At 71.2% G+C, this 19,344-nt stretch carries 22 protein-coding genes; 14 read left to right on the plus strand and 8 right to left on the minus strand.

The window, feature by feature from the left end; translation table 11 throughout:
• Window positions 1–798, minus strand: a complete 798-nt coding sequence (locus ACLJQZ_RS23125) for a GNAT family N-acetyltransferase (RefSeq protein WP_410621985.1) — start codon at window positions 796–798, stop codon at window positions 1–3.
• A gap of 55 nt (window positions 799–853) precedes the next feature.
• Between ACLJQZ_RS23125 and ACLJQZ_RS23130 the strand changes: the two genes are divergently transcribed.
• Both ACLJQZ_RS23130 and ACLJQZ_RS23135 read left to right on the plus strand, forming a co-directional pair.
• The gene (locus ACLJQZ_RS23130) at window positions 854–2,491 is read left to right on the plus strand and encodes an acyl-CoA carboxylase subunit beta (RefSeq protein ID WP_410621986.1); all 1,638 of its coding nucleotides are present in this window, start codon (window positions 854–856) and stop codon (window positions 2,489–2,491) included.
• Window positions 2,488–2,712: an acyl-CoA carboxylase subunit epsilon gene (locus ACLJQZ_RS23135; protein WP_410621987.1), complete on the plus strand. Its 225-nt coding sequence runs from the start codon at window positions 2,488–2,490 to the stop codon at window positions 2,710–2,712. Before ACLJQZ_RS23130 ends, ACLJQZ_RS23135 begins: the two co-directional genes overlap by 4 nt.
• Here the strand turns inward: ACLJQZ_RS23135 and ACLJQZ_RS23140 are convergent.
• The 3 genes from ACLJQZ_RS23140 to ACLJQZ_RS23150 form a co-directional block, all read right to left on the minus strand.
• Window positions 2,705–4,090, minus strand: a complete 1,386-nt coding sequence (locus ACLJQZ_RS23140; RefSeq protein ID WP_410621988.1) for a hypothetical protein — start codon at window positions 4,088–4,090, stop codon at window positions 2,705–2,707. The genes ACLJQZ_RS23135 and ACLJQZ_RS23140 overlap by 8 nt on opposite strands.
• A 140-nt stretch (window positions 4,091–4,230) precedes the next feature.
• Entirely contained in the window at window positions 4,231–4,671 is a 441-nt protein-coding gene (locus ACLJQZ_RS23145) for a MarR family winged helix-turn-helix transcriptional regulator (RefSeq protein WP_410621989.1), read from the minus strand.
• A gap of 9 nt (window positions 4,672–4,680) precedes the next feature.
• Window positions 4,681–5,574: an LLM class flavin-dependent oxidoreductase gene (locus tag ACLJQZ_RS23150; RefSeq protein WP_410621990.1), complete on the minus strand. Its 894-nt coding sequence runs from the start codon at window positions 5,572–5,574 to the stop codon at window positions 4,681–4,683.
• A 98-nt stretch (window positions 5,575–5,672) separates the two neighbouring features.
• On the opposite strand from ACLJQZ_RS23150, the gene ACLJQZ_RS23155 reads away from it, so the two are divergent.
• Window positions 5,673–6,173, plus strand: a complete 501-nt coding sequence (locus tag ACLJQZ_RS23155; protein ID WP_410621991.1) for a DinB family protein — start codon at window positions 5,673–5,675, stop codon at window positions 6,171–6,173.
• On the opposite strand, the gene ACLJQZ_RS23160 is transcribed toward ACLJQZ_RS23155, so the two are convergent.
• Together ACLJQZ_RS23160 and ACLJQZ_RS23165 are read right to left on the minus strand one after the other, a co-directional pair.
• Window positions 6,154–6,489, minus strand: a complete 336-nt coding sequence (locus ACLJQZ_RS23160; RefSeq protein ID WP_410621992.1) for a hypothetical protein — start codon at window positions 6,487–6,489, stop codon at window positions 6,154–6,156. The genes ACLJQZ_RS23155 and ACLJQZ_RS23160 overlap by 20 nt on opposite strands.
• 23 nt (window positions 6,490–6,512) lie before the next feature.
• Window positions 6,513–7,136: a nucleotidyltransferase domain-containing protein gene (locus ACLJQZ_RS23165; RefSeq protein ID WP_410621993.1), complete on the minus strand. Its 624-nt coding sequence runs from the start codon at window positions 7,134–7,136 to the stop codon at window positions 6,513–6,515.
• A 173-nt stretch (window positions 7,137–7,309) separates the two neighbouring features.
• Between ACLJQZ_RS23165 and ACLJQZ_RS23170 the strand changes: the two genes are divergently transcribed.
• Both ACLJQZ_RS23170 and ACLJQZ_RS23175 read left to right on the plus strand, forming a co-directional pair.
• Window positions 7,310–7,936 (plus strand): PadR family transcriptional regulator, encoded by a 627-nt coding sequence (locus ACLJQZ_RS23170; protein WP_247060859.1) that lies wholly within the window; start codon window positions 7,310–7,312, stop codon window positions 7,934–7,936.
• Window positions 7,917–9,533 (plus strand): DHA2 family efflux MFS transporter permease subunit, encoded by a 1,617-nt coding sequence (locus tag ACLJQZ_RS23175; protein WP_410621994.1) that lies wholly within the window; start codon window positions 7,917–7,919, stop codon window positions 9,531–9,533. The genes ACLJQZ_RS23170 and ACLJQZ_RS23175 overlap by 20 nt, the downstream gene beginning before the upstream one ends.
• Window positions 9,534–9,854: 321 nt before the next feature.
• Here ACLJQZ_RS23175 and ACLJQZ_RS23180 read toward each other — a convergent pair whose 3' ends face one another.
• Entirely contained in the window at window positions 9,855–9,989 is a 135-nt protein-coding gene (locus tag ACLJQZ_RS23180) for a hypothetical protein (RefSeq protein WP_410621995.1), read from the minus strand.
• A gap of 105 nt (window positions 9,990–10,094) precedes the next feature.
• Here ACLJQZ_RS23180 and ACLJQZ_RS23185 point away from each other — a divergent pair, with 105 nt between their 5' ends.
• Window positions 10,095–10,727 carry a Maf family protein gene (locus ACLJQZ_RS23185; protein WP_410621996.1) on the plus strand — a complete coding sequence of 211 codons (633 nt, stop codon included), beginning with the start codon at window positions 10,095–10,097 and terminating at the stop codon, window positions 10,725–10,727.
• 99 nt (window positions 10,728–10,826) lie between these two features.
• Window positions 10,827–12,179 carry a dicarboxylate/amino acid:cation symporter gene (locus ACLJQZ_RS23190; RefSeq protein ID WP_410621997.1) on the plus strand — a complete coding sequence of 451 codons (1,353 nt, stop codon included), beginning with the start codon at window positions 10,827–10,829 and terminating at the stop codon, window positions 12,177–12,179.
• 106 nt (window positions 12,180–12,285) lie between these two features.
• Here the strand turns inward: ACLJQZ_RS23190 and ACLJQZ_RS23195 are convergent, their stop codons facing one another.
• Entirely contained in the window at window positions 12,286–13,008 is a 723-nt protein-coding gene (locus ACLJQZ_RS23195; RefSeq protein ID WP_410621998.1) for a hypothetical protein, read from the minus strand.
• Window positions 13,009–13,166: 158 nt separating this feature from the next.
• Here ACLJQZ_RS23195 and ACLJQZ_RS23200 point away from each other — a divergent pair, with 158 nt between their 5' ends.
• The 7 genes from ACLJQZ_RS23200 (at window position 13,167) to ACLJQZ_RS23230 (ending at window position 19,254) form a co-directional block, all read left to right on the plus strand.
• Window positions 13,167–13,451 (plus strand): SAV_915 family protein, encoded by a 285-nt coding sequence (locus ACLJQZ_RS23200; RefSeq protein WP_247060851.1) that lies wholly within the window; start codon window positions 13,167–13,169, stop codon window positions 13,449–13,451.
• A 106-nt stretch (window positions 13,452–13,557) separates the two neighbouring features.
• On the plus strand, window positions 13,558–15,354 hold the full coding sequence (locus ACLJQZ_RS23205; RefSeq protein WP_410621999.1) for an acetyl/propionyl/methylcrotonyl-CoA carboxylase subunit alpha: 1,797 nt from the start codon (window positions 13,558–13,560) through the stop codon (window positions 15,352–15,354).
• 58 nt (window positions 15,355–15,412) lie between these two features.
• Entirely contained in the window at window positions 15,413–15,955 is a 543-nt protein-coding gene (locus tag ACLJQZ_RS23210; protein ID WP_410622000.1) for a DUF1707 domain-containing protein, read from the plus strand.
• Window positions 15,956–15,962: 7 nt separating this feature from the next.
• Window positions 15,963–16,352: a DUF1707 domain-containing protein gene (locus ACLJQZ_RS23215; RefSeq protein ID WP_410622001.1), complete on the plus strand. Its 390-nt coding sequence runs from the start codon at window positions 15,963–15,965 to the stop codon at window positions 16,350–16,352.
• Window positions 16,353–16,370: 18 nt separating this feature from the next.
• Window positions 16,371–17,558 carry a sensor histidine kinase gene (locus ACLJQZ_RS23220; protein WP_410622002.1) on the plus strand — a complete coding sequence of 396 codons (1,188 nt, stop codon included), beginning with the start codon at window positions 16,371–16,373 and terminating at the stop codon, window positions 17,556–17,558.
• Window positions 17,555–18,166: a response regulator gene (locus ACLJQZ_RS23225; protein ID WP_410622003.1), complete on the plus strand. Its 612-nt coding sequence runs from the start codon at window positions 17,555–17,557 to the stop codon at window positions 18,164–18,166. The genes ACLJQZ_RS23220 and ACLJQZ_RS23225 overlap by 4 nt, the downstream gene beginning before the upstream one ends.
• A 65-nt stretch (window positions 18,167–18,231) precedes the next feature.
• Complete coding sequence (locus ACLJQZ_RS23230) at window positions 18,232–19,254, plus strand: hypothetical protein (RefSeq protein ID WP_410622004.1); 1,023 nt, start codon at window positions 18,232–18,234, stop codon at window positions 19,252–19,254.
• Window positions 19,255–19,344: the final 90 nt, after the last annotated feature.

Raw genomic sequence — 19,344 nt, forward strand, 5'->3', positions numbered from 1 at the left:
TCAGCCCACCGCCCGGGTGAACGGGGCGAACCTCATCGTGGGGTCGCCGGGGAGCGGCCGGCCGTCGAGGACCAGCCGGGGTGCGGGTGCCGTCGGGACCAGGCCGCGCTCGCGCACCCACGCCGTCAGCCCCGGGAAGCGGAAGTCCGGGTCGACGCGCACCTCGCCGGACGCCGACCGCGCGACCCCGCGGATCAGCGCCCGGGCCTGGTCCTCGGCGGTCGCGACCACCGGGCCGATCACCGTCACGTGGCCGATGTCGAAGCCGAACGCGAATCCGCCGTCGACCACGTGGGCCGTCCCCAGCCGCTCCAGCAACGGCCGCCGGTCCACGCCCTGGGCCGCGAAGTCGAGGCGGGCGACTGCGGCGAGGTCGGACGTCTCCCGCGCACCCGGGCCGCCGTCGTCGAGGAACGTGCCGACGTGACCCTGGCACCCGCCGTCGACCTCAAAGCCCATCGACTCGTACAGCGGGCGGCCGAACTTCGACGCGTGGAGGCAGACCACCCGGTCCCCCGCCGCGTCGACGGCGTGCCGGGTGATCGCCCGGCCCAGACCGCGCCGCTCGAACCGGGGCGCGACCAGCACCATCGAGATCGAGGCCACGCGATCAAACGACACCAGGACGGCGGCCGCGGCCAGGCCGGCGCCGTCCGGGGCGTCCACTCCGAACACCCGCCCGACCTCGTGCAGCAGCCGCCACTTGGGCGGCTCGCGCGGCCAGGAGCGGGATTCGGCCAGGTCGGAGCAGGCGGACAGGTCGGCGGGGCCCAGGAGCCGGATCGGCGGGAAGGTCATGGACGTTGCCTACGCCACACGCGAAGTGACCGGCAAGTAGCTAAGCTCCCGTGGCATGAGCAGTGCGACGGAGCCGCTCGGGACACCGCCCGAGGATGAACCGGACATCCACACCACGGCCGGCAAGCTGGCCGACCTGTACCGCCGGTACGACGAGGCGGTGCACGCGGGCTCGGCCCGCGCGGTGGAGAAGCAGCACGCCAAGGGCAAGAAAACCGCCCGCGAGCGCATCGAGCTGCTGCTGGACGAGAACTCGTTCGTGGAGCTCGACGAGCTGGCCCGGCACCGCTCGACCAACTTCGGCCAGGAGAAGAACCGGCCGTACGGCGACGGCGTCGTCACCGGCTACGGGACCGTCGACGGCCGTCCGGTGTGCGTGTTCAGCCAGGACGTGACGATCTTCGGCGGCAGCCTCGGCGAGGTGTACGGTGAGAAGATCGTCAAGGTGATGGACCTGGCGATCAAGACCGGCCGGCCGATCGTCGGCATCAACGAGGGCGGCGGCGCGCGCATCCAGGAGGGCGTCGTCTCGCTCGGTCTCTACGGCGAGATCTTCCGCCGCAACGTGCAGGCGTCCGGCGTCATCCCGCAGATCTCGCTGATCATGGGCGCGAACGCGGGCGGGCACGTCTACTCCCCCGCGCTGACCGACTTCGTCGTGATGGTCGACGAGACGTCGCAGATGTTCATCACCGGCCCGGACGTCGTCAAGACCGTCACCGGCGAGGACGTCACCTTCGAGGAGCTCGGCGGCGGCCGCACCCACAACACGAAGTCGGGCGTCGCGCACTACCTCGGTTCCGACGACGAGGACGCGATCGCCTACGTCAAGGAACTGCTCTCCTACCTGCCGCAGAACAACCTCTCGGACGCGCCGGTCTTCGAGCCGTCGGACACGCCGCCTGGGTTCTTCGAAGACGTCACCGACGCCGACCGCGAGCTCGACACGCTCATCCCGGACTCGCCGAACACGCCGTACGACATGCACGAGGTGATCAACCGCGTCGTCGACGACGGCGAGTTCCTCGAGGTCCACGAGCTGTTCGCGCCGAACATCATCGTCGGCTTCGGCCGCGTCGACGGCCAGAGCATCGGCGTCGTGGCGAACCAGCCGACGCAGTTCGCCGGCTGCCTCGACATCGACGCGTCCGAGAAGGCCGCGCGGTTCGTCCGCACCTGCGACGCGTTCAACATCCCGGTGCTCACCTTCGTCGACGTCCCGGGTTTCCTGCCGGGCACCGAGCAGGAGTGGAACGGCATCATCCGCCGCGGCGCGAAGCTGATCTACGCCTACGCGGAGGCCACGGTCCCGCTGGTCACGATCATCACGCGCAAGGCGTTCGGCGGCGCGTACGACGTCATGGGCTCCAAGCACCTCGGCGCCGACATCAACCTCGCCTGGCCGACCGCGCAGGTCGCGGTGATGGGCGGGCAGGGCGCGGTGAACATCGTGCACCGCAAGACGCTGGCCAACGCGGCGAACGAGGGCAAGGACGTCGACGAGCTGCGCGCCGAGCTGCTCCAGGAGTACGAGGACACGCTGCTCAACCCGTACGCGGCGGCCGAGCGGGGTTACGTCGACTCGGTGATCGTGCCGGCGCACACCCGCGGGCACGTCGCGCGGGCGTTGTCGTTGCTGCGCAACAAACGCGAGTCGCTGCCGCCCAAGAAGCACGGGAACATCCCGCTGTGAGCGAGGAAACGGAACCGCGGCCGCTGCTGCGGGTGGTCCGGGGCAACCCGAGCGACGCCGAGCTGGCGGCGCTGACGGCGGTCGTCGCCGCGGCGTCGGCCGCCCGGGCTCCGGAGAAGCCGAAGCCGCGGACGTCGTGGTGGGGCGACCACGCGACTTCGCTGCGCCGGCCGCACCACCCCGGCGAAGGCGCTTGGCGCGCCTCGGGTCTGCCTAACTGACGTTGAGCGCGGTGTCGTCCACGATGAACGACGTCTGCAGCTGTGAGCCCTCGACGCCGCTGAAGGCGAGCGTCACGGACTGACCCGCGAACGCGGACAGCGAGAAGGTTCGCTGCTGATAGCCGCCGGCCGCGTTGAGGTTGCTGTACGTCGCCAGCGTGGTGCTGCCCGCCTTCACGGTCAGTTTGTCGTACGCCGTCGTGCCCGTCTCGGCGGTGGTGACGCTGAGCCAGAACGAAAACGTGTACGACGAGCAGCCGGTCGGCAGCGTGACGGTCTGGCTCAGCGTGTCCGTGTGGGCGGTGCCGTAACCGTCGAGCCAGGCGTTCCACGAGCCGCTGCGGGCGGGCGCGTCGGAGGCGTGCTGGCCGATGACGCTCGCCGACGCCGTCCAGCCGGTGTTGCCCGACTCGAAGCCCGGGTTGACCAGCAGCTGACCGGCGGTGCAGCCGGTCGGCGGCGGCGTGGTCGTCCCGCTGCCCGCGAGCCACGCCGTCGCGTTGAGGCCGAGGGCGTCGTTGTCGGCCGTGGTGTCGCTCCAGCCGTTGTAGAGCGTGTTGCCGGACTGGCCGGTGCCGTCGTCGATGGTCGAGCTGTCACCCCAGATCGCGACGCGGCCCGAGCCGAAGGTGCTCGTCACGAAGAAAGCGTTGCTGTTGCCCGGAGACGACGTGCTCAGGAACGCGAGCCCCTTGACGTTCGGGTTGTCGGCGGGCTTGAGGGTGAACGTCGTGCCGTTGGCGATCAGGCTCTTCTTCACCGCGCCGAACGCGCCGTTCAGCACGGGGTTCGAGGAGTCGGTGATGGCCACCGGGTGATCGCTGGCGACGTTCTTGAGGTCGACCGAAAAGCCGAACGGATCGGTGTTGTCGACGCCGTTGTTGGTCAGCAAGTCGTTGATGATCTTCGGCGAGTCCCAGCCGTCGTTGTTGCGGTCGCTGCCGGTGTGGTCCGAGATCAGGAACAGGCCGCCGCCGTTCTGCACGAACTTCATGATCGCCGTCTTTTCGGCGGTGCTCAGGACGACGTTCGGTTCCGGCAGCACGAATTCGTCGAAGTTCTTGAGGTCCAGCGCGTTCGACGTGCCGTAGGTGATCGTGTTGCCCGCGGGCAGCGTCTTCAGGCTGTACTGCCCGGTCTTCTGCAGCGCGACGCCCCACGCCGAGAGCGCGCCGGTCCAGTCGCTTTCCTTCTGTGGCGCGGAGTTCTGCCCGGTCGGGTCGGGCTGCGAGGTGCCGACGATCCAGTCGGCGTTGCCGGCGGTCTCGGCTTTGGTGTTGTCGAAGAGGATCCGGTGGGTGACGGCGGCGTGCGCGGGAACGGCGGTCAGCAGACCCGCGGCGAGCGTGGCGACAGCGAGCGGGATGAGGCGCTTCATGGTGCTCCTCGGCGATGGGGACCTGGACGGCATCGGTGACATCACGGTGACGAGCGGAGAAGAGGTCCTCCCGGCGGCAGGCGGACCAGCCGGTGAACTTCCGGCAACGTACCCCCGCCACGGCCCGACGAAAGTCGGGATCAGCGCGCGTCGAGGAACACCGTCGGGACCTCGTTGTCCTGGACCACGCGCCCCAGCAACGTCGCCAGCAGATCGCGTTCGGCGGGCGGCAGGCCGCTCGCGAGCTCCTCGACCCGGCGGCACGTCGCCGCGTAGAAGTCCGCCGCCAGTTCGCGGCCTTCGCCGGTCAGGACCACCTGCACCGCACGGCGGTCGTCCGGGACGGGCTCGCGGCGCACGAGCCCGCGCCGGACCGCGCGGTCGACGAGGCCGGTGAGGCTGGACTTCTCGAGGCCGAGCGTCGCGCCGAGGTCGCCCATGCCGTACGGCTGCGCCATCAGCACGCACAACAACTGCCCGTGCTGCACGGTGAGCCCGTACTCGCGCGCGGACTCGGCGTAGACGGCGTTCACCAGGAACGACGACCGCACGAGTCCGGCCACCACACCGAGAGCCTCCATCGGGCCACCCTACTTCGCGACCGCCTCGCGCACGGCGGGCGCGATCTCCCCGGCCCAGCGCGCGACGTCGTCGTCGGCGGGCGGCCGGCCACCCGGGCCGAAGAGCACGAAGCCTTTCGCGTCGTGGTCCAGCACCGCGCCGGTCAGCTCCGCTACCCACTGCGCCGGCGAACCGCCGATCCAGCGGCCGTCGTCACCACGGGTCTTCGTGAGCGGCTCGGCCGTGATGCGCCCGGGGAAGTTGTAGACGGTGACGATGTCCGCGGGCTCGCGGCCCGCTTCCTTCGCGGCCTGGTCGATCACCGGCCTCGACGTCCGGTAGCGCTCGCTGAGCCAGTCCGCGGCGTGGCCGGGCATCCACCCGTCGGCGACCCGCCCGGTGACGGCGAGGGACTTCGGCCCGACCGAGCCGGTCCACACCGGCGGGATCTCTTCCTGCGCCGGCTCCAGGTCGGTGACCTGGTAGAACTCGCCGTCGAAGGTCACCGGTTCCCCACCACCGCCGAGGGCTTTGACGAGCCGGATCCCCTCTTCGAAGGCGCGCACGGCTTGTCCCGGACTGAGCTTGGTCACGCCGAGCCGCGCGATGTCGTCCCAGAGCCCGCCGACGCCCATCCCGAGCACGATCCGCCCACCGCTCAGCGCGGACAGCGAAGTGACGGCCCGGGCGAGCATCGGCGCGGGCCGCGTCGGCAGGTTGGTGACGCTGACCAGCCCGGAGATCCGTTCGGTGCGCCCGAGAACGACGCCGATCTCGGCGTAGGCGTCGAGGCGGTCGGCGTGGTAGGGGTGATCGGAGACGCTGAACAGGTCGAGCCCGCCCCGATCGGCCAGCACGGCCTGCCGCAGGGTGCTTCGCGCCGACGTCACCGCCGTCGAGCCGCCGATGCCGAAGAGCACCATGATTCCTCCCAGTTGTTAGTTCGTGCTACGAACTGACTATACATAGTTCTTACCACGAACTTCCAGTAAAAGATTGCCCCGGCCGCTAACGTGGGCGCATGACCGACCCCCACCTGGACCTCGCGGCGCGCGCCGGTGTCGCCGGCGAGCGCGAACTGCTCTCGGCGTTCGCCGACAACTACCGGGCGATCTTCCGCGCGAAGGTCTCGGGCCTGTCCGAGGCGGACGCACGCCGCAGCCCGGTGCCGACCGGGACGTCGATCGGCGGGTTGCTCAAGCACCTGCGCTGGATGGAGCAGGCGTGGTTCCAGCGCGTCCTGGCGGGCGAAACGAACCTCCCCGACCGCCCGGCCGGCGAGTTCTTCCCCACGGCCGAAGACACGGTCGAGTCACTCCTCGCGGAGTACGACGCGCAGTGCGAGATCTCGCGGCGCACAGCGGCCGCGCACGAGCTGTCGGACACGGGCGTGCACCACAACCTGGGCGAGGTGACCCTGCGCTGGATCTACGTCCACGTCATCGAGGAGACGGCCCGCCACGCCGGCCAGGCGGACATCATCCGCGAGCAGCTCGACGACGTCACCGGCCCGGAGATCTAGCCGCGCGCTCGCGGGCGCGCAGCACAAGGGCCTCGGCGTTCCGGCCGGCCCGCTTGAACTCCTCTGCCGTGGCCGAGGTGTGGCTGTAGCCCGCCTTCGTCTTCAGCGCCAAGAGCGCCCGCAACGCCCGGCCGGCGTCCTTGTCCACCCTGGCCAGGAGTTCCACCGCGTCGTTGTGGTTCTCCCCCTGGGCGTGTTCGCCCAACCCGGCGCAGCAGAGCGCGTCGGCGGCCGCGATGCCCGCGTGCACGCAAAGGGTCACGTACGCGTCCCCGATCTCGCTGGGATCCTGTTCATCGACGAGGCCTCGCACCATGTCAGCCACTCTTCGTCCGCACTTCAGCTCTTTCCCTTGCGCACCTGCCCGGCCAGCCACGAGTGACGACCGGCGACGGTGAGCCCCTCGCGCAGCACGTCGGCGAGCACTGGCTCGTCGCGGCCGCGAGTGGCGACCTCGGTCACGGTGAATTCGAGGATCCGGGCGTCATTACCCGTCCAGCGGGAAACATCGGCAGCCAGACCGTCGACCTGAAGGGCCCAGCGATCTTCGTCGACGTCGTCCGGGCGGATCAGCACGAGGTCGATGTCGCTCTCGACGGTCATCGAGCCGCGCGCGGCCGAACCGAACAGCGCGCCGTACTTCGGTTGCGGCCGCCAGGAATCCAGCGCGGCTTCGATGCGCTGGAGCAGTTTCCCGCGCAGCCCCGCCAACGCGATGATGTGCTCCGCGGCGAGGTGGTCGCGGTTGAACCGGTAGGCGAACGCGTTGCCGACGCGGTCCGCACCCACGATTCCCTGCAGCACCAATCGCCGCAGGACCTTCCGGATCCCCTCCTCCGAATGCGCGCCCAGCACCCGGTGCAGCTGACCGGTCGTGAACGTGCCCTCGTAGCCGGCCAGGGCGGCCAGCACGTCGCCGTCCAATGTCGGGGTCACCGTGGCCAGCGGCCTGCTCAACTCCATCGCTGCCTCTCCATTACCCGTACTATAGTACGGCTACCCGTAGCATAGTACAGGTAAAGGCTTTCGCACCGTGTACGCACGGTCACAGAAATCGGCGTGGACTGCTGAATAGTCTGCGTCGTATAGTCCACGTGGAATAACCGACCCGGAGTCACCCGGAGGGACCAACGATCATGGCTTCGGCCAAGCTGACCCCCCTCGGCCTCGCCGTGCTGGAACTGCTGCACGAGAAGCCCATGCACCCGTACGAGATGGCCCAGCTCATGCGCGAGCGGTACGTGAGCACCCGCGTCAACGTGAAGGCGGGCTCGCTCTACCACACCGTGGAGCGCCTCCAGCGGGACAACTACATCCAGGTCGTCGACACGCAGCGCGACGGCCGGCGGCCCGAACGGACCGTCTACGGCATGACGCCGACCGGGCTCGACGTGTTCAACCAGCGTGGCCGCGAACTGCTGGGCGACCTCGCCCAGGAGTTCCCCGCGTACCTCTCCGGGCTCGCCGTGATCGACGAACTGGGGCGCGAGACGTCGCTCATCGAGCTCGAGAACCGGCTGGTGCACCTGCGCGCCGCGGTCGCCGCCGACGACGCGGTCGTGCGGAGCCTCGTCGAGGACCAGACGCCGGAGATCTACTGGCTGGATTGGCGCTACAGCTGCGACCACCGCAAGTTCGAGCTCGAGTGGACCGAACGGCTCCGCGACGACCTGCGCTCCGGGCGGATCCCGTTCCAGGAGTGCGACGCACCCCACCTCACGCTCATCACCAGGGAAGACGACGATGAACGCAAGACAAGCTAACCCCTGGGCCGCGCTCAGCGCGCTGTGCCTCGGTTTCTTCATGATCCTGCTCGACACGACCATCGTGTCGATCGCGATCCCGACCATGCTGCGCGAGCTGAACGCCGGGCTGAACGCCGTCGTCTGGGTGATCAGCGTCTACCTGCTCACCTACGCCGTGCCGATGCTGTTCACCAGCCGCCTCGGCGACCGCTTCGGCCCGAAGCGCGTGTTCCTCGCCGGCCTGGTCGTGTTCACCGGCGCGTCGCTGTGGTGCGGCCTGTCCGGCAACGTCGAGATGCTGATCGCCGCGCGCGCCGTGCAGGGTCTCGGGGCCGCGCTGATGACGCCGCAGACGCTGGCGTTCATCACGCACCTGTTCCCGCCGGCCAAGCGCGGCCCGGCGATGGGCATGTGGGGCGGCGTCGCCGGGCTGGCGACGATCGCGGGCCCGCTGCTCGGCGGCGTGCTGGTGGACCACCTCGGCTGGGAGTGGATCTTCTTCGTCAACGTGCCGATCGGCGTGATCGCCATCGTCCTGACGCTGCTGCTGGTGCCGGACTGGCAGCCGAAGCACTCGCACGCGTTCGACGTCGTGGGCATCGTGCTCTCGAGCCTGGCGCTGCTCCTGATCGTGTTCGGGGTCCAGAACGGCCAGCAGTACGACTGGGGCACGGTCTGGGGCGGGATCACCGTGTTCGAGATCATCGGCGCGGGCGTGCTGCTGCTGGTGGCTTTCGTGGTGTGGCAACGGTTCAACAAGCGTGAACCGCTCCTGCCGCTGCAGGTGTTCTCGAACCGGAACTTCTCGGCCGGGACGCTCACCGCGACGACCGTCGGCTTCGCGATGACCGGCATGTTCCTGCCGCTGGTCATCTACATCCAGTCGGTGCTGGGGCTGACCCCGACCATGGCCGGCCTGCTGACCGCGCCGATGTCGCTGCTGTCGGGGATCGTGGCACCGTTCGTCGGGCGCGCGTCGGACAAGGTCAACGGCAAGTACCTGGTGATGTTCGGGCTCGCCGCGCTCGCGGCCGGGCTGGGCATCATCGCGCTGCAGGCGTCGCCGGACAGCAGCCCGTGGAGCTTCGTCCCGGCACTGCTGGTGTGCGGCCTGGGCATCGGCTGCATCTTCTCGCCGATGAGCAACATGACGATGGGCTCGGTCGAGCCGCGGCTGGCCGGCACGGCGTCGGGCATCTTCAACACGTCGCGCCAGGTGGGCGGCGTGCTCGGCAGCGCCGCGATCGGCGTGATGCTGCAGGCGCAGGTCAGCTCGTCCATCGCGGACGAAGCCACGAAGGCGGCTTCGCAGCTGCCGGAGCAGTACCGGGCGCCGTTCGCGGAGGGCATCGCCAAGGCCGCGGCGAACACGGGTGAGTTCGGTTCGTCGGGCGGCCCGTCGCCGATGCCGGGGCTGCCGGCGGAGATCGCCGCGCAGGCCGGGCGGCTGGCCACCGAAGCGGTCCACAGTGGACTGACGGACGCGGCCCGCGCGACGATGCTGCTGCCGATGGGCGTGCTGCTGCTGGGCGTCATCTCGGCGTCGATGCTGCGGAAGGTCAAGCCGCGCTGGGAAACCCCGGCTCCGGCGACCGCCGAGGCCGCGACGGCCTGAGGCTCGAAACGTCCGGAGGCCGGCATCCCGCAGGGGGTGCCGGCCTCCGGTCGTCTCCGGGGCTGAGAACGGGCCGTTCGCACAACCGCCCCGGCACGAACGGGCCACTCGCGACCGAGACACCGGCACCACCACAAGGGAAACCCGACTCCGGCGACCGCCGAGGCCGCCTGAGGCTCGGAACGTCCGGAGGCCGGCATCCCGCGGGGGAAGGTGCCGGCCTCCGGTCGTTTCCGGGGGAGAAACCGGGTGGGCCCCCGTTCCGGAGGTCGGGTTCCGGAGCGAAGGCCCACCCGGACCGCGGGAGCGGTGGTCTGCCGGTCAGGTCGTCGCGGGAGGCGACGCCGCGGGCACCGAACCCGGCGACGAGCGAGCCGTCCGGGACTTCGAGGTCCGGCGTTTCGCCCACCACGGCGCTCGCGACGTCGCGGGCCAGTCCGTCACGCGCACGGTCATCAGCCACCTCCGCGCATATGTTGCGAGCCACAACAAAATAACTCGTCTCAGGGTGTGGCGCCGGTCACAATTCGGTCACGACGGGCGCCCCGGTACGTTCCGGGGGTGCATTCGCTCATCCTCGCCTCGCAGTCCCCCGCCCGGCTCGCCCTCCTGCGCTCCGCCGGTCTCGACCCGGCCGTGTTCGTCTCCGGCGTCGACGAGGACGCCGTCGCCGCTTCGCTGCCCGATCCGACGCCCGCCGAGCTGGTCATGGCGCTCGCGGCGGCCAAGGCCGAAGCGGTGCTGGACCAGGTCGCCGCGGCGCACCCGGACGCCGTCGTCGTCGCCTGCGACTCGATGCTGAACATCCACGGCACCATGGTCGGCAAGCCGGGCGATCCGGACATCGCGCGGCGGCGCTGGGCCGCGATGGCGGGGACAACCGGTGAACTGTTCACCGGGCACACGGTCGTCCGGCTCGACGGCGGCGTGCGCGCGAAAGAGGCGTCCGGCTCGATGTCGACGACCGTCCGGTTCGGCACGCCGAGCGAAGCGGAGATCGACGCCTACGTCGGCACCGGGGAGCCGCTGCGGGTGGCCGGCGGGTTCACGATCGACGGCCTGGGCGGCTGGTTCATCGAAGGCCTCGACGGCGACCACACCAGCGTCATCGGCCTCAGCCTCCCGCTGACGCGCCGCCTGCTGGCCGAGGTCGGCGTGAGTGTCGTGGATCTCTGGCGGCCTCCCGCATCCTGAGAAGAACGCCACACGATGGGGTGATTTGGAAGAGTCCAGTTCTGCTTGACGTCGTCTTTACCCGGCAGGACTGAAACTTTCGAGCACCTGAGTCGCCCCGTGTCTTTCGTACGGACATACACCAAACCGCGGGTGTTCGCGGCCGCGGTTCTCGGCTCGCTCGTCGTCGGCGCCCTCCTGGGCATCGTCGCACGGCAGACCGAGGCCGGCTGGCTGACCGATCTCCTCGACCAGATCGGCACCATCTTCACCACGCTGCTGCAGGTCGCGGTGATCCCGCTGGTCTTCACGGCGATCGTGGTCGGCATCACCAGCCTGCGCGGGCTCGGCGGCGGCCGGACGGCCGCGCGCCTGGGCGGCAAGACGGTGCTGTGGTTCGCGATCACGTCGTTCATCGCGTCGCTGATCGGCATCGCCGTCGGCCGGCTCTTCGACCCCGGCGCGGGCGGCCTCGGCGGCGTCGAGGCGACGGCGAAGAACGCCGACCGGGCCGCGAAGAGCGTCGACAGCTGGGGCTCGTGGAGCGCGTTCGTCAAGGGCCTGCTGCCGGAGAACTTCTTCTCGGCGTTCTCGGACGGTGAGACGCTGCAGGTGCTGTTCCTCGCGCTGGTGATCGGCGCCGCCGCGTACAGCCTCGGCGACCGCGCGAAGCCGTTCGTGGACTTCACGACGAGCGTCTTCGAGATCATCCAGCGCTACCTCGGCTGGATCGTCCGGCTCGCCCCGCTCGGCATCATCGGCCTGATCGGCGCGGCCGTGTCCAACTACGGCGACACCCTGTTCCGCCCGCTGTTCTCGACGACGCTCGCGGTGTACGTCGGCTGCCTGCTCGTGCTGTTCGTCGTCTACCCGATCCTGCTGCGGTTCGTCGCGAAGGTCAGCCCGCTGAAGTTCTTCGCCAAGGCGGGCACGGCGATCCAGTTCGCGTTCGCTTCGCAGTCCTCGGCCGCGACGCTGCCGCTGACCCGCCAGTCCGCGGTGAACCTCGGCGTCCAGCCGGCGTACGCGGCCTTCGCGACGCCGCTCGGCAGCGCCACGAAGATGGACGGCTGCGCGGCGGTCTTCCCGGCGATCGCGGCGATCTTCGTCGCGAACCTGGCCGGGGTGTCGCTCAACTTCTGGCAGTACGCCGGCATCGTGGTGGTCGCGGTGGTCGGCGCGCTGGCGACGGCCGGCACCACCGGCTGGCTGACGGCGTTCACGCTGACGACGTCGTTCATCGGCCTCGACGCCAAGCAGGTGGCCGTCGGGCTGGCGCTGATCTACTCGGTCAACCCGATCATGGACATGATGCGGACGGCGACGAACGTCGCCGGCCAGATCGCGGTGCCGGTGATCGTGGCGCGCGGCGAAGGCCTCCTCGACGACGAGGTCCTCAACGCCCCGACCGACACCCCCGAACACAGCGACGACGGCACCACCGCCCGCCAGACCGAACCCGCTCCCGTCTGACCCCATGCGCCCCAATGTGGCGTTGGGTGCGTTGGACGCACCGAACGCCACATTGGGTGCGTCAGATGCACCCAACGCCACATTGGGGCGCTCGGGTCAGGTCGGGTCAGGGGCAGGCGCGCAGGTCGGCGCGAGTGAGGCGGACGTCCGGCCAGCCGCGCAGGTCCGACGGCGCGGTCACCTTCCGGGTGCAGCCTAGCGACTTGCCCGTCACGTCGTACACCTCGCCCAGCACCGGCGACGCCTGGCACTCGGGTGTGCCCGACGCCGCGTCCGGGCAGTCGTGGCGGACCACGATCACGTCCGGGCGGCCGTCGGCCGTGACGTCGTAGAGCGCGAGCGTCCCGGCGTCGGCGAAGTATGGCTTGCCCGGGTCGCGCCACACCCCGCCGCCGCGGACCAGCAGCTCGCCGTAGGCACCGGTGCCGTCGTCCCCGACGTCGCCGCGGATCAGGCACGTCGGCGCCACGCCGTCGATGCAGGTCAGCGAGTTCGCGTCGAGCCGGGCCCCCAGCTGCGCGAGCGACAGGTCGAACACGGTGCCCGGCTCCGGGCCGACGCGCACCTGCGCCGAACCGCCCGCCGCGTCGGTCAGCAGCACCACCGGCGTCCCGCCGACCGTCATCGCCGCGAGCTGGCGGCACGGGCCGCCGCCGCAGGTCACGGCAGGCGGCTCGGTGCCGGCCGCGGGCTCGGAGACGGTGTCCGCCGGCGCGTCCGGGCGCGGGCGTAGCAGGAACACGGCGCCGATCGCGCCGAGCGTGATCACCGCGGCCAGCACGGCGGTGAGCAGCGCCGACCGAGGCGTCCGCACTGCCGAAGTCCGCATAAGACAGAGCGTAAGCCGCTTCGCCACCGTGCGTGGGCAGCGCCCCGGCGGGTGTGGCTGAAATCCCCCAGGGGTGCACCACCTCACCGCGACCCCACGAAAGAGGGACGCTCCGAAGGGGTCATGAATAACGGAGAGTGTCCGGTTATGTTGTCCGGGTGACGAACCCCAGCCTTCCCCCCGCGCTGTACCTCCCCACCGGCCCCGCCAGCCGCGAAGCCCAGGGCGCGTCGATCGAGCTGCGCCGCACGCCGGACGGCCGGACGGCGCTGGTCGCCTTCACCGCGCTGGACCGGCTGATCGACTGCTGCGGCGAGCACCAGCCGTGGGTGCTGGTCAGCACCGAGCACCTGCCGAAGGTGCACGCCGCCAACCCGTACGACGTGATCGTGCTCGACTCGCCGCTGCCGGACGACCTGCGCCACAGCCCGACGCTCGTCTGAGCGTGGTTCAGCTCTCACTCCGGAGACTCGTGCCGTCCTGTCCGTAGACTCCCCCGTACCGCGTGAGCGGTCAGCAATGCAGCTGTCGGGACGCAGGAGGTGCGGGGTGGCCGAGCAGGTCGGCGAATCCACCGGTGGACCGGTGACCAAGATCCTGGTCGCCAACCGGGGCGAGATCGCGGTACGCGTGATCAGAGCCGCCAAGGACGCTGGCCTCGCCAGTGTCGCGGTGTACGCCGATCCGGACCGCGACGCACCGCACGTGCGCCTGGCCGACGAGGCCTTCGCGCTGGGCGGCACCACAGCCGCCGAGAGCTACCTGTCCGTCGACAAGCTGCTCGACGCCGCGAAGCACGCCGGCGCCGACTCCGTGCACCCGGGCTACGGCTTCCTCTCCGAGAACGCGGACTTCGCCCAGGCGGTCATCGACGCCGGGCTGACCTGGATCGGGCCGAGCCCGCAGGCCATCCGCGACCTCGGCGACAAGGTCACCGCGCGGCACATCGCGACGCGCGCGGGCGCGCCGCTGGTGCCCGGCACCAAGGAGCCGGCGAAGGACGCGAGCGAAATCGTCGCGTTCGCCGACGAGCACGGCCTGCCGGTGGCCATCAAGGCCGCGTTCGGCGGCGGTGGCCGCGGCCTCAAGGTCGCGCGCACCCGCGAAGAGATCCCGGAGCTGTTCGAGTCGGCCACGCGCGAGGCCGTCGCGGCGTTCGGCCGCGGCGAGTGCTTCGTCGAGCGCTACCTGGACAAGCCGCGCCACGTCGAGGCGCAGGTGCTGGCCGACCAGCACGGCAACGCGATCGTCGTCGGCACCCGCGACTGCTCGCTGCAGCGGCGGCACCAGAAGCTCGTCGAAGAGGCGCCCGCGCCCTTCCTGTCCGACGACCAGCGCGCCCGGATCCACGAGTCGGCGAAGGCGATCTGCAAGGAAGCCGGCTACTACGGCGCCGGCACGGTCGAGTACCTCGTCGCCACCGACGGCACCATCTCCTTCCTCGAGGTCAACACGCGCCTGCAGGTCGAGCACCCGGTCTCCGAGGAGACCACCGGCCTCGACCTGGTCCGCGAGATGTTCCGCATCGCGCGCGGCGAGAAGCTCCGGATCACCGAGGACCCCGAGCCACGCGGTCACTCGATCGAGTTCCGCATCAACGGCGAGGACGCCGGCCGCGGCTTCCTGCCCGCGCCGGGCACGGTCACGAAGTTCCTCGCGCCGAGCGGCCCCGGCGTCCGCGTCGACTCCGGTGTCGAGTCCGGCAGCGTGATCGGCGGCCAGTTCGACTCGATGCTGGCGAAGCTGATCGTCACCGGTTCGGACCGGAACAACGCCCTCGAACGCAGCCGCCGCGCCCTGGCCGAGATGGTCGTCGAGGGCATGGCCACGGTGCTGCCGTTCGACCGCGTGATCGTCGACGACCCGGCGTTCATCGGCGACGAAAACGGCTTCAGCGTGCACACGCGCTGGATCGAGACGGAGTTCGACAACAAGATCGAGCCGTTCGTGGCGCCGGACGTCGAGACGCCCGAAGAGGAGCCCCGGCACAACGTCGTCGTCGAGGTCGGCGGACGCCGCCTCGAGGTGTCGCTGCCCGGCGGGTTCGCGCTCGAAGGCGGCGGTGGTGGCGGTGGCACGGCCGTCAAGGCGAAGCCGCGCAAGCGCGCCGGTGGTGGCAAGGCCGCGGTGAGTGGTGACGCCGTCACCGCGCCGATGCAGGGCACCATCGTCAAGGTCGCCGTCGAAGAGGGCCAGTCGGTCGAGGCCGGCGAGCTGATCGTCGTCCTCGAGGCGATGAAGATGGAGAACCCGGTCACCGCGCACAAAGCGGGCACCGTCACCGGTCTTTCGGTCGAAGTCGGCGCCGCCGTGACGCAGGGCACGCAGCTTCTCGAGATCAAGTAGGACAGTTCGTTACGGATGTCGTGGTGGGCCGCCCCCGAGGCGGCCTACCATCGGCAAGGTGACCGAAGTCCCGTCTCCGCAGCTGCGGATCAGCGACCAGAACCGCGAGTCCGCGTTGACCGCGCTCGGTGAGCACATGACCGCGGGGCGGATCGACATCGACGAGTACGGCGAGCGCTCGGCCCGCATCACCGCGGCCAAGACGCGCGGGGAGCTCACCGAGCTCTTCGCGGATCTGCCCTCGCCCCACCCCCACTACGACGAAACGCCGCAGGCCGCCGTCGCCGCGCCCGAGCCGGACAAGCAGGCTGTGCCCGCGCAGCAGCGTTCCGGCTCACCCGAGAACTGGGCGCCGGCGCAGCGGTTCCTCGCCGCGATCGTGCCGCTGGCCTTCATAGCGGCGATCGCGCTGATCGCCACCGGCACGCTGGCCTGGCCGATCATCTTCGTCCCGATCGGGCTGACCGTGGTCGGCAAGTCGATGTGGGGCCACGGCTGGAACCACGACCAGAACCACCACGAGCGGCACCTGCACGACCGGGAGCGCCGCCGCGAGGTGCGCGACTCCTACCGCGACCGCCGGCGCGAACTGGGCCGCTGACGCCGCCGTGAGCGACCTCCGCCTGAGCGACGCCGAGCGTCAGGACGCCCTCGACGTCCTCGAAGAACACGTCCGCACCGGACGCCTCGACATCGACGAGTACGGCACCCGCTCCGCGCAGGTCGCCGCGGCCAAGCGGGTCAGCGAGCTCATCCCGCTGTTCGACGACCTGCCCTCACCCCGGCCCAGCGCCCTGGTGGGTGGCGCCGCCGCGCCCGGGGTCCCGGTGGTGACCGGCGAAAGCCCCGTGACGCGCTTCCTGAACGCGAGCGCGGTGCCGATCGCCATCGTCGTCGCGATCGCGGTGCTCATCCTGAGCCGCGGGCGGCTGCTGATCATCTCGATCGCGCTGCCACTGGTGATCGCGATGCTCGCGGGGCTCCGCCGCCGGCGCTGAACCTGCGAGAATCGGCCCATGATGGGCGTGGTGCCCGGCGCGCTCGACGCCCGGGGTGAGCGGCTGGCCGGGCCGATCTTCACCGGCGTCGGCCTCGTGGCGCTCGCCGTGTGCACGTTCTTCGCGGCCCGCCGCGACGCGGACGGGGGCGCCACGCTGGTCGTCGTCGTGGCCACCGCGCTGTGGCTGCCGCTGCTGATCCCGCTGTTCCCGCGCCGGAAGGCGCACCCGTGGCTGGCCGCCGGCTACTACGCCGGTGTCCTCGCGGGCGCGCTCGTGCTGGTGGCGCGCAACGACCTGTTCACCGGGTTCGCGTCGTTCGGCTACCCGCTCGCGTTCGTGCTGTTCCCGGCCCGCTGGGGGTTCTTCGCGGTGGCGGCGACCGCCGTGCTGCCGATGCTCGTCAACGGCTCGGACCCGCGGAGCCCGACGTGGGTGCTGGTCGCGTCGGTCGCCGGGCCGCTGCTGTACGCGGCCTGGTTCGTCGGCGCGGAGAGCGAGAAGCGGCGCAAGACGAACACCCGGCTGGAAGCGGCGCTGGCGGAGAACGCGGGCCTGCACGCGCGGCTGCTGACCCAGGCGCGCGAGGCCGGCGTGCTCGACGAGCGGCAGCGGATGGCCCGCGAAATCCACGACACCCTGGCCCAGGGCCTGACCGGGATCGTCACGCAGCTGCAGGCCGCCGACCTCGAGGACGGCCCGGACCGCGACCGCCGGCTGGCCCAGGTGCGCACCTTGGCTCGTGACAGCCTCAGCGAAGCGCGTCGCGCGGTGCAGGCGCTGCGCCCCGAACCACTGGCCGGCTCCCGGCTGCCGGAAGCGCTTTCCGACCTGGCGGGCCGCGTCGCCGAGACGTCCGGGGTGGCCGTGCGCGCCGAAACCACCGGCGACGTCCGGCCGCTGCTGCCCGAAGTGGAGGTCACGCTCTACCGCGTCGCGCAGGAAGCGCTGGCCAACGCGGAGAAGCACGCGAAGGCGTCCCGGATCGGGCTGACACTGTCCTATTCGGACGACGTCGTGCTGCTGGACGTCGTCGACGACGGTGTCGGGTTCAGTCCTGGTGACCGCGGCGACGGCACCGGCTTCGGGCTGGCGGCGATGCGCCACCGCGTGCAGCGGGTGGCGGGGACGCTGGCGGTCGAGAGCACCCCGGGCGGCGGCACGGCGGTCAACGCCCAGGTCCCGGCGCTGCCGGCGGCGTCGTGATCCGGGTCGTCGTCACCGACGACCACCCGGTCGTCCGCGACGGCCTGCGCGGCGCGTTCACCGGCGAGGCCGACATCGAGGTCGTCGGCGAAGCGGCGTCCGGGGTGGAGGCACTGGCCCTCGTGGCCCGGCACCACCCCGACGTCGTGCTGATGGACCTGCGCATGCCGGAACTGGACGGCGTCGGCGCGATCCGCCGGCTCGCCGTCTCCCATCCCGCCGTGCGCGTCCTGGTGCTGACGACGTACGACGCGGAGACAGACGTCCTCCCGGCGATCGAGGCCGGCGCAACGGGTTACCTGCTGAAGGACGCTCCTGTCGCGGACCTGCTGAACGCCGTCCGCGCGGCGGCCCGCGGGGAGCCGGTGCTGGCGCCGAGCGTCGCGAGCCGGGTGCTGGGCGGCTTTCGCGAAGCCGGGCCGCTGACCCGCCGTGAGCTGGAGGTCCTGCGCCTGGTGGCGGCCGGGGCGACGAACCGCGCGGCGGCGCGGCGGCTGTTCGTCAGCGAGGCGAGTGTGAAGACCCACCTGCTGAACGCCTACGCGAAGCTCGGGGTGAACGACCGCGCGGCGGCGATCGGCGAGGCCTACCGCCGCGGCCTGCTCTGAACCCGCCCTAAACCCGTCGCGGTGCTGACGCGTGTCGGTCACATCGAACCCGGGGAGGGAATCGGATGACATTCGGATTCGCGAGACGTGTCGCCGTGCTGGCGGCCGCGGCCTTGCTCACCACCACGCTCACCCAGTCCGCGGAGGCCTCGCTGGGCACCTGGCGGGTGGAGCTGCTGCCGTCGCCGGCCGGGTACCCGGGCGCGACGGGCTGGGTGCGCGGCACCGACAGCCACGGCGGCTTCGCCGGGAACCTGGTGCTGGACGGGGCGTCCCAGGTCGTGACGTGGTCGGGTACGCAGGCGACGGTCCACCCGCTGCCGGCCGGGCTCCAGTCGCCCGGGGTCGCGGACGAGAACTCCGCGGGGACCGTGCTCGGCGACGTCGCCGACGCCTCGTTCCAGCGGCAGGTGTTCCTGCTGGAGGCCGGGAAGTTCCGGCTGCTGCCGCGGCCCGCCGACCGGCCGTACGTGTCGGCGGCGGCCATCAACGAACGGGGTGACGTCGTCGCCACCGCGTCCGGGTGGTCCGCCGAAGACCCGGAGGTGCTGCTCTGGCGCGCGGAAGACCGGGAGCACCCGGTGGTGATCACCGGGGGCCCGTACCTGACGGCGACCGACATCGACGACGACGGGAGCGTGCTGGCCGACTCGTTCCCGGGCGCCGTGCTCTGGAAGGACGGCACGTTCACCCGGCTGACGGCCCCGCCGGGCGCCGGCTCCCTGCACGCGGCCGCCGTCCGGACCGGCCAGGTGGTGGGCAACTTCGCCACCGCGGACCAGACCCCGGGCGGCGTCCAGTGGCGCACCCCGGCCGACCCGGTGGTGCTGCCGGGCTCGGGCGCGGCGTTCGGCGTCAACCGGACCGGCCTGGTCGTCGGCTACGGCGACGTCTCGACGGGCCGGTTCAGCCCGCTGCGGGTCTGGCTGGGCACGCAGCCGTACAGCACGCTGCCGCCGGCCCCGGGCTTCGCGGCGGCCTGGGCGGAGGTGGTCGGCGACGACGGCGTGGTCGCGGGCACCGTCGCCAACAGCGAGCCGACGACGAACACCGGCCGGCCGGCGGTGTGGCGGTACTCCTTGCGCTGACCCGTTTCGGCAGATTGCTCCTTGCGCCGGGCAACCGGGCCCCGGCCTGCGACGTGGTGATCTTGCAGGTCGGGGGAAAGGGAAAAGCCG

The sequence above is a fragment of the Amycolatopsis sp. cmx-8-4 genome (genome assembly GCF_046548675.1).
GTDB lineage: Bacteria > Actinomycetota > Actinomycetes > Mycobacteriales > Pseudonocardiaceae > Amycolatopsis.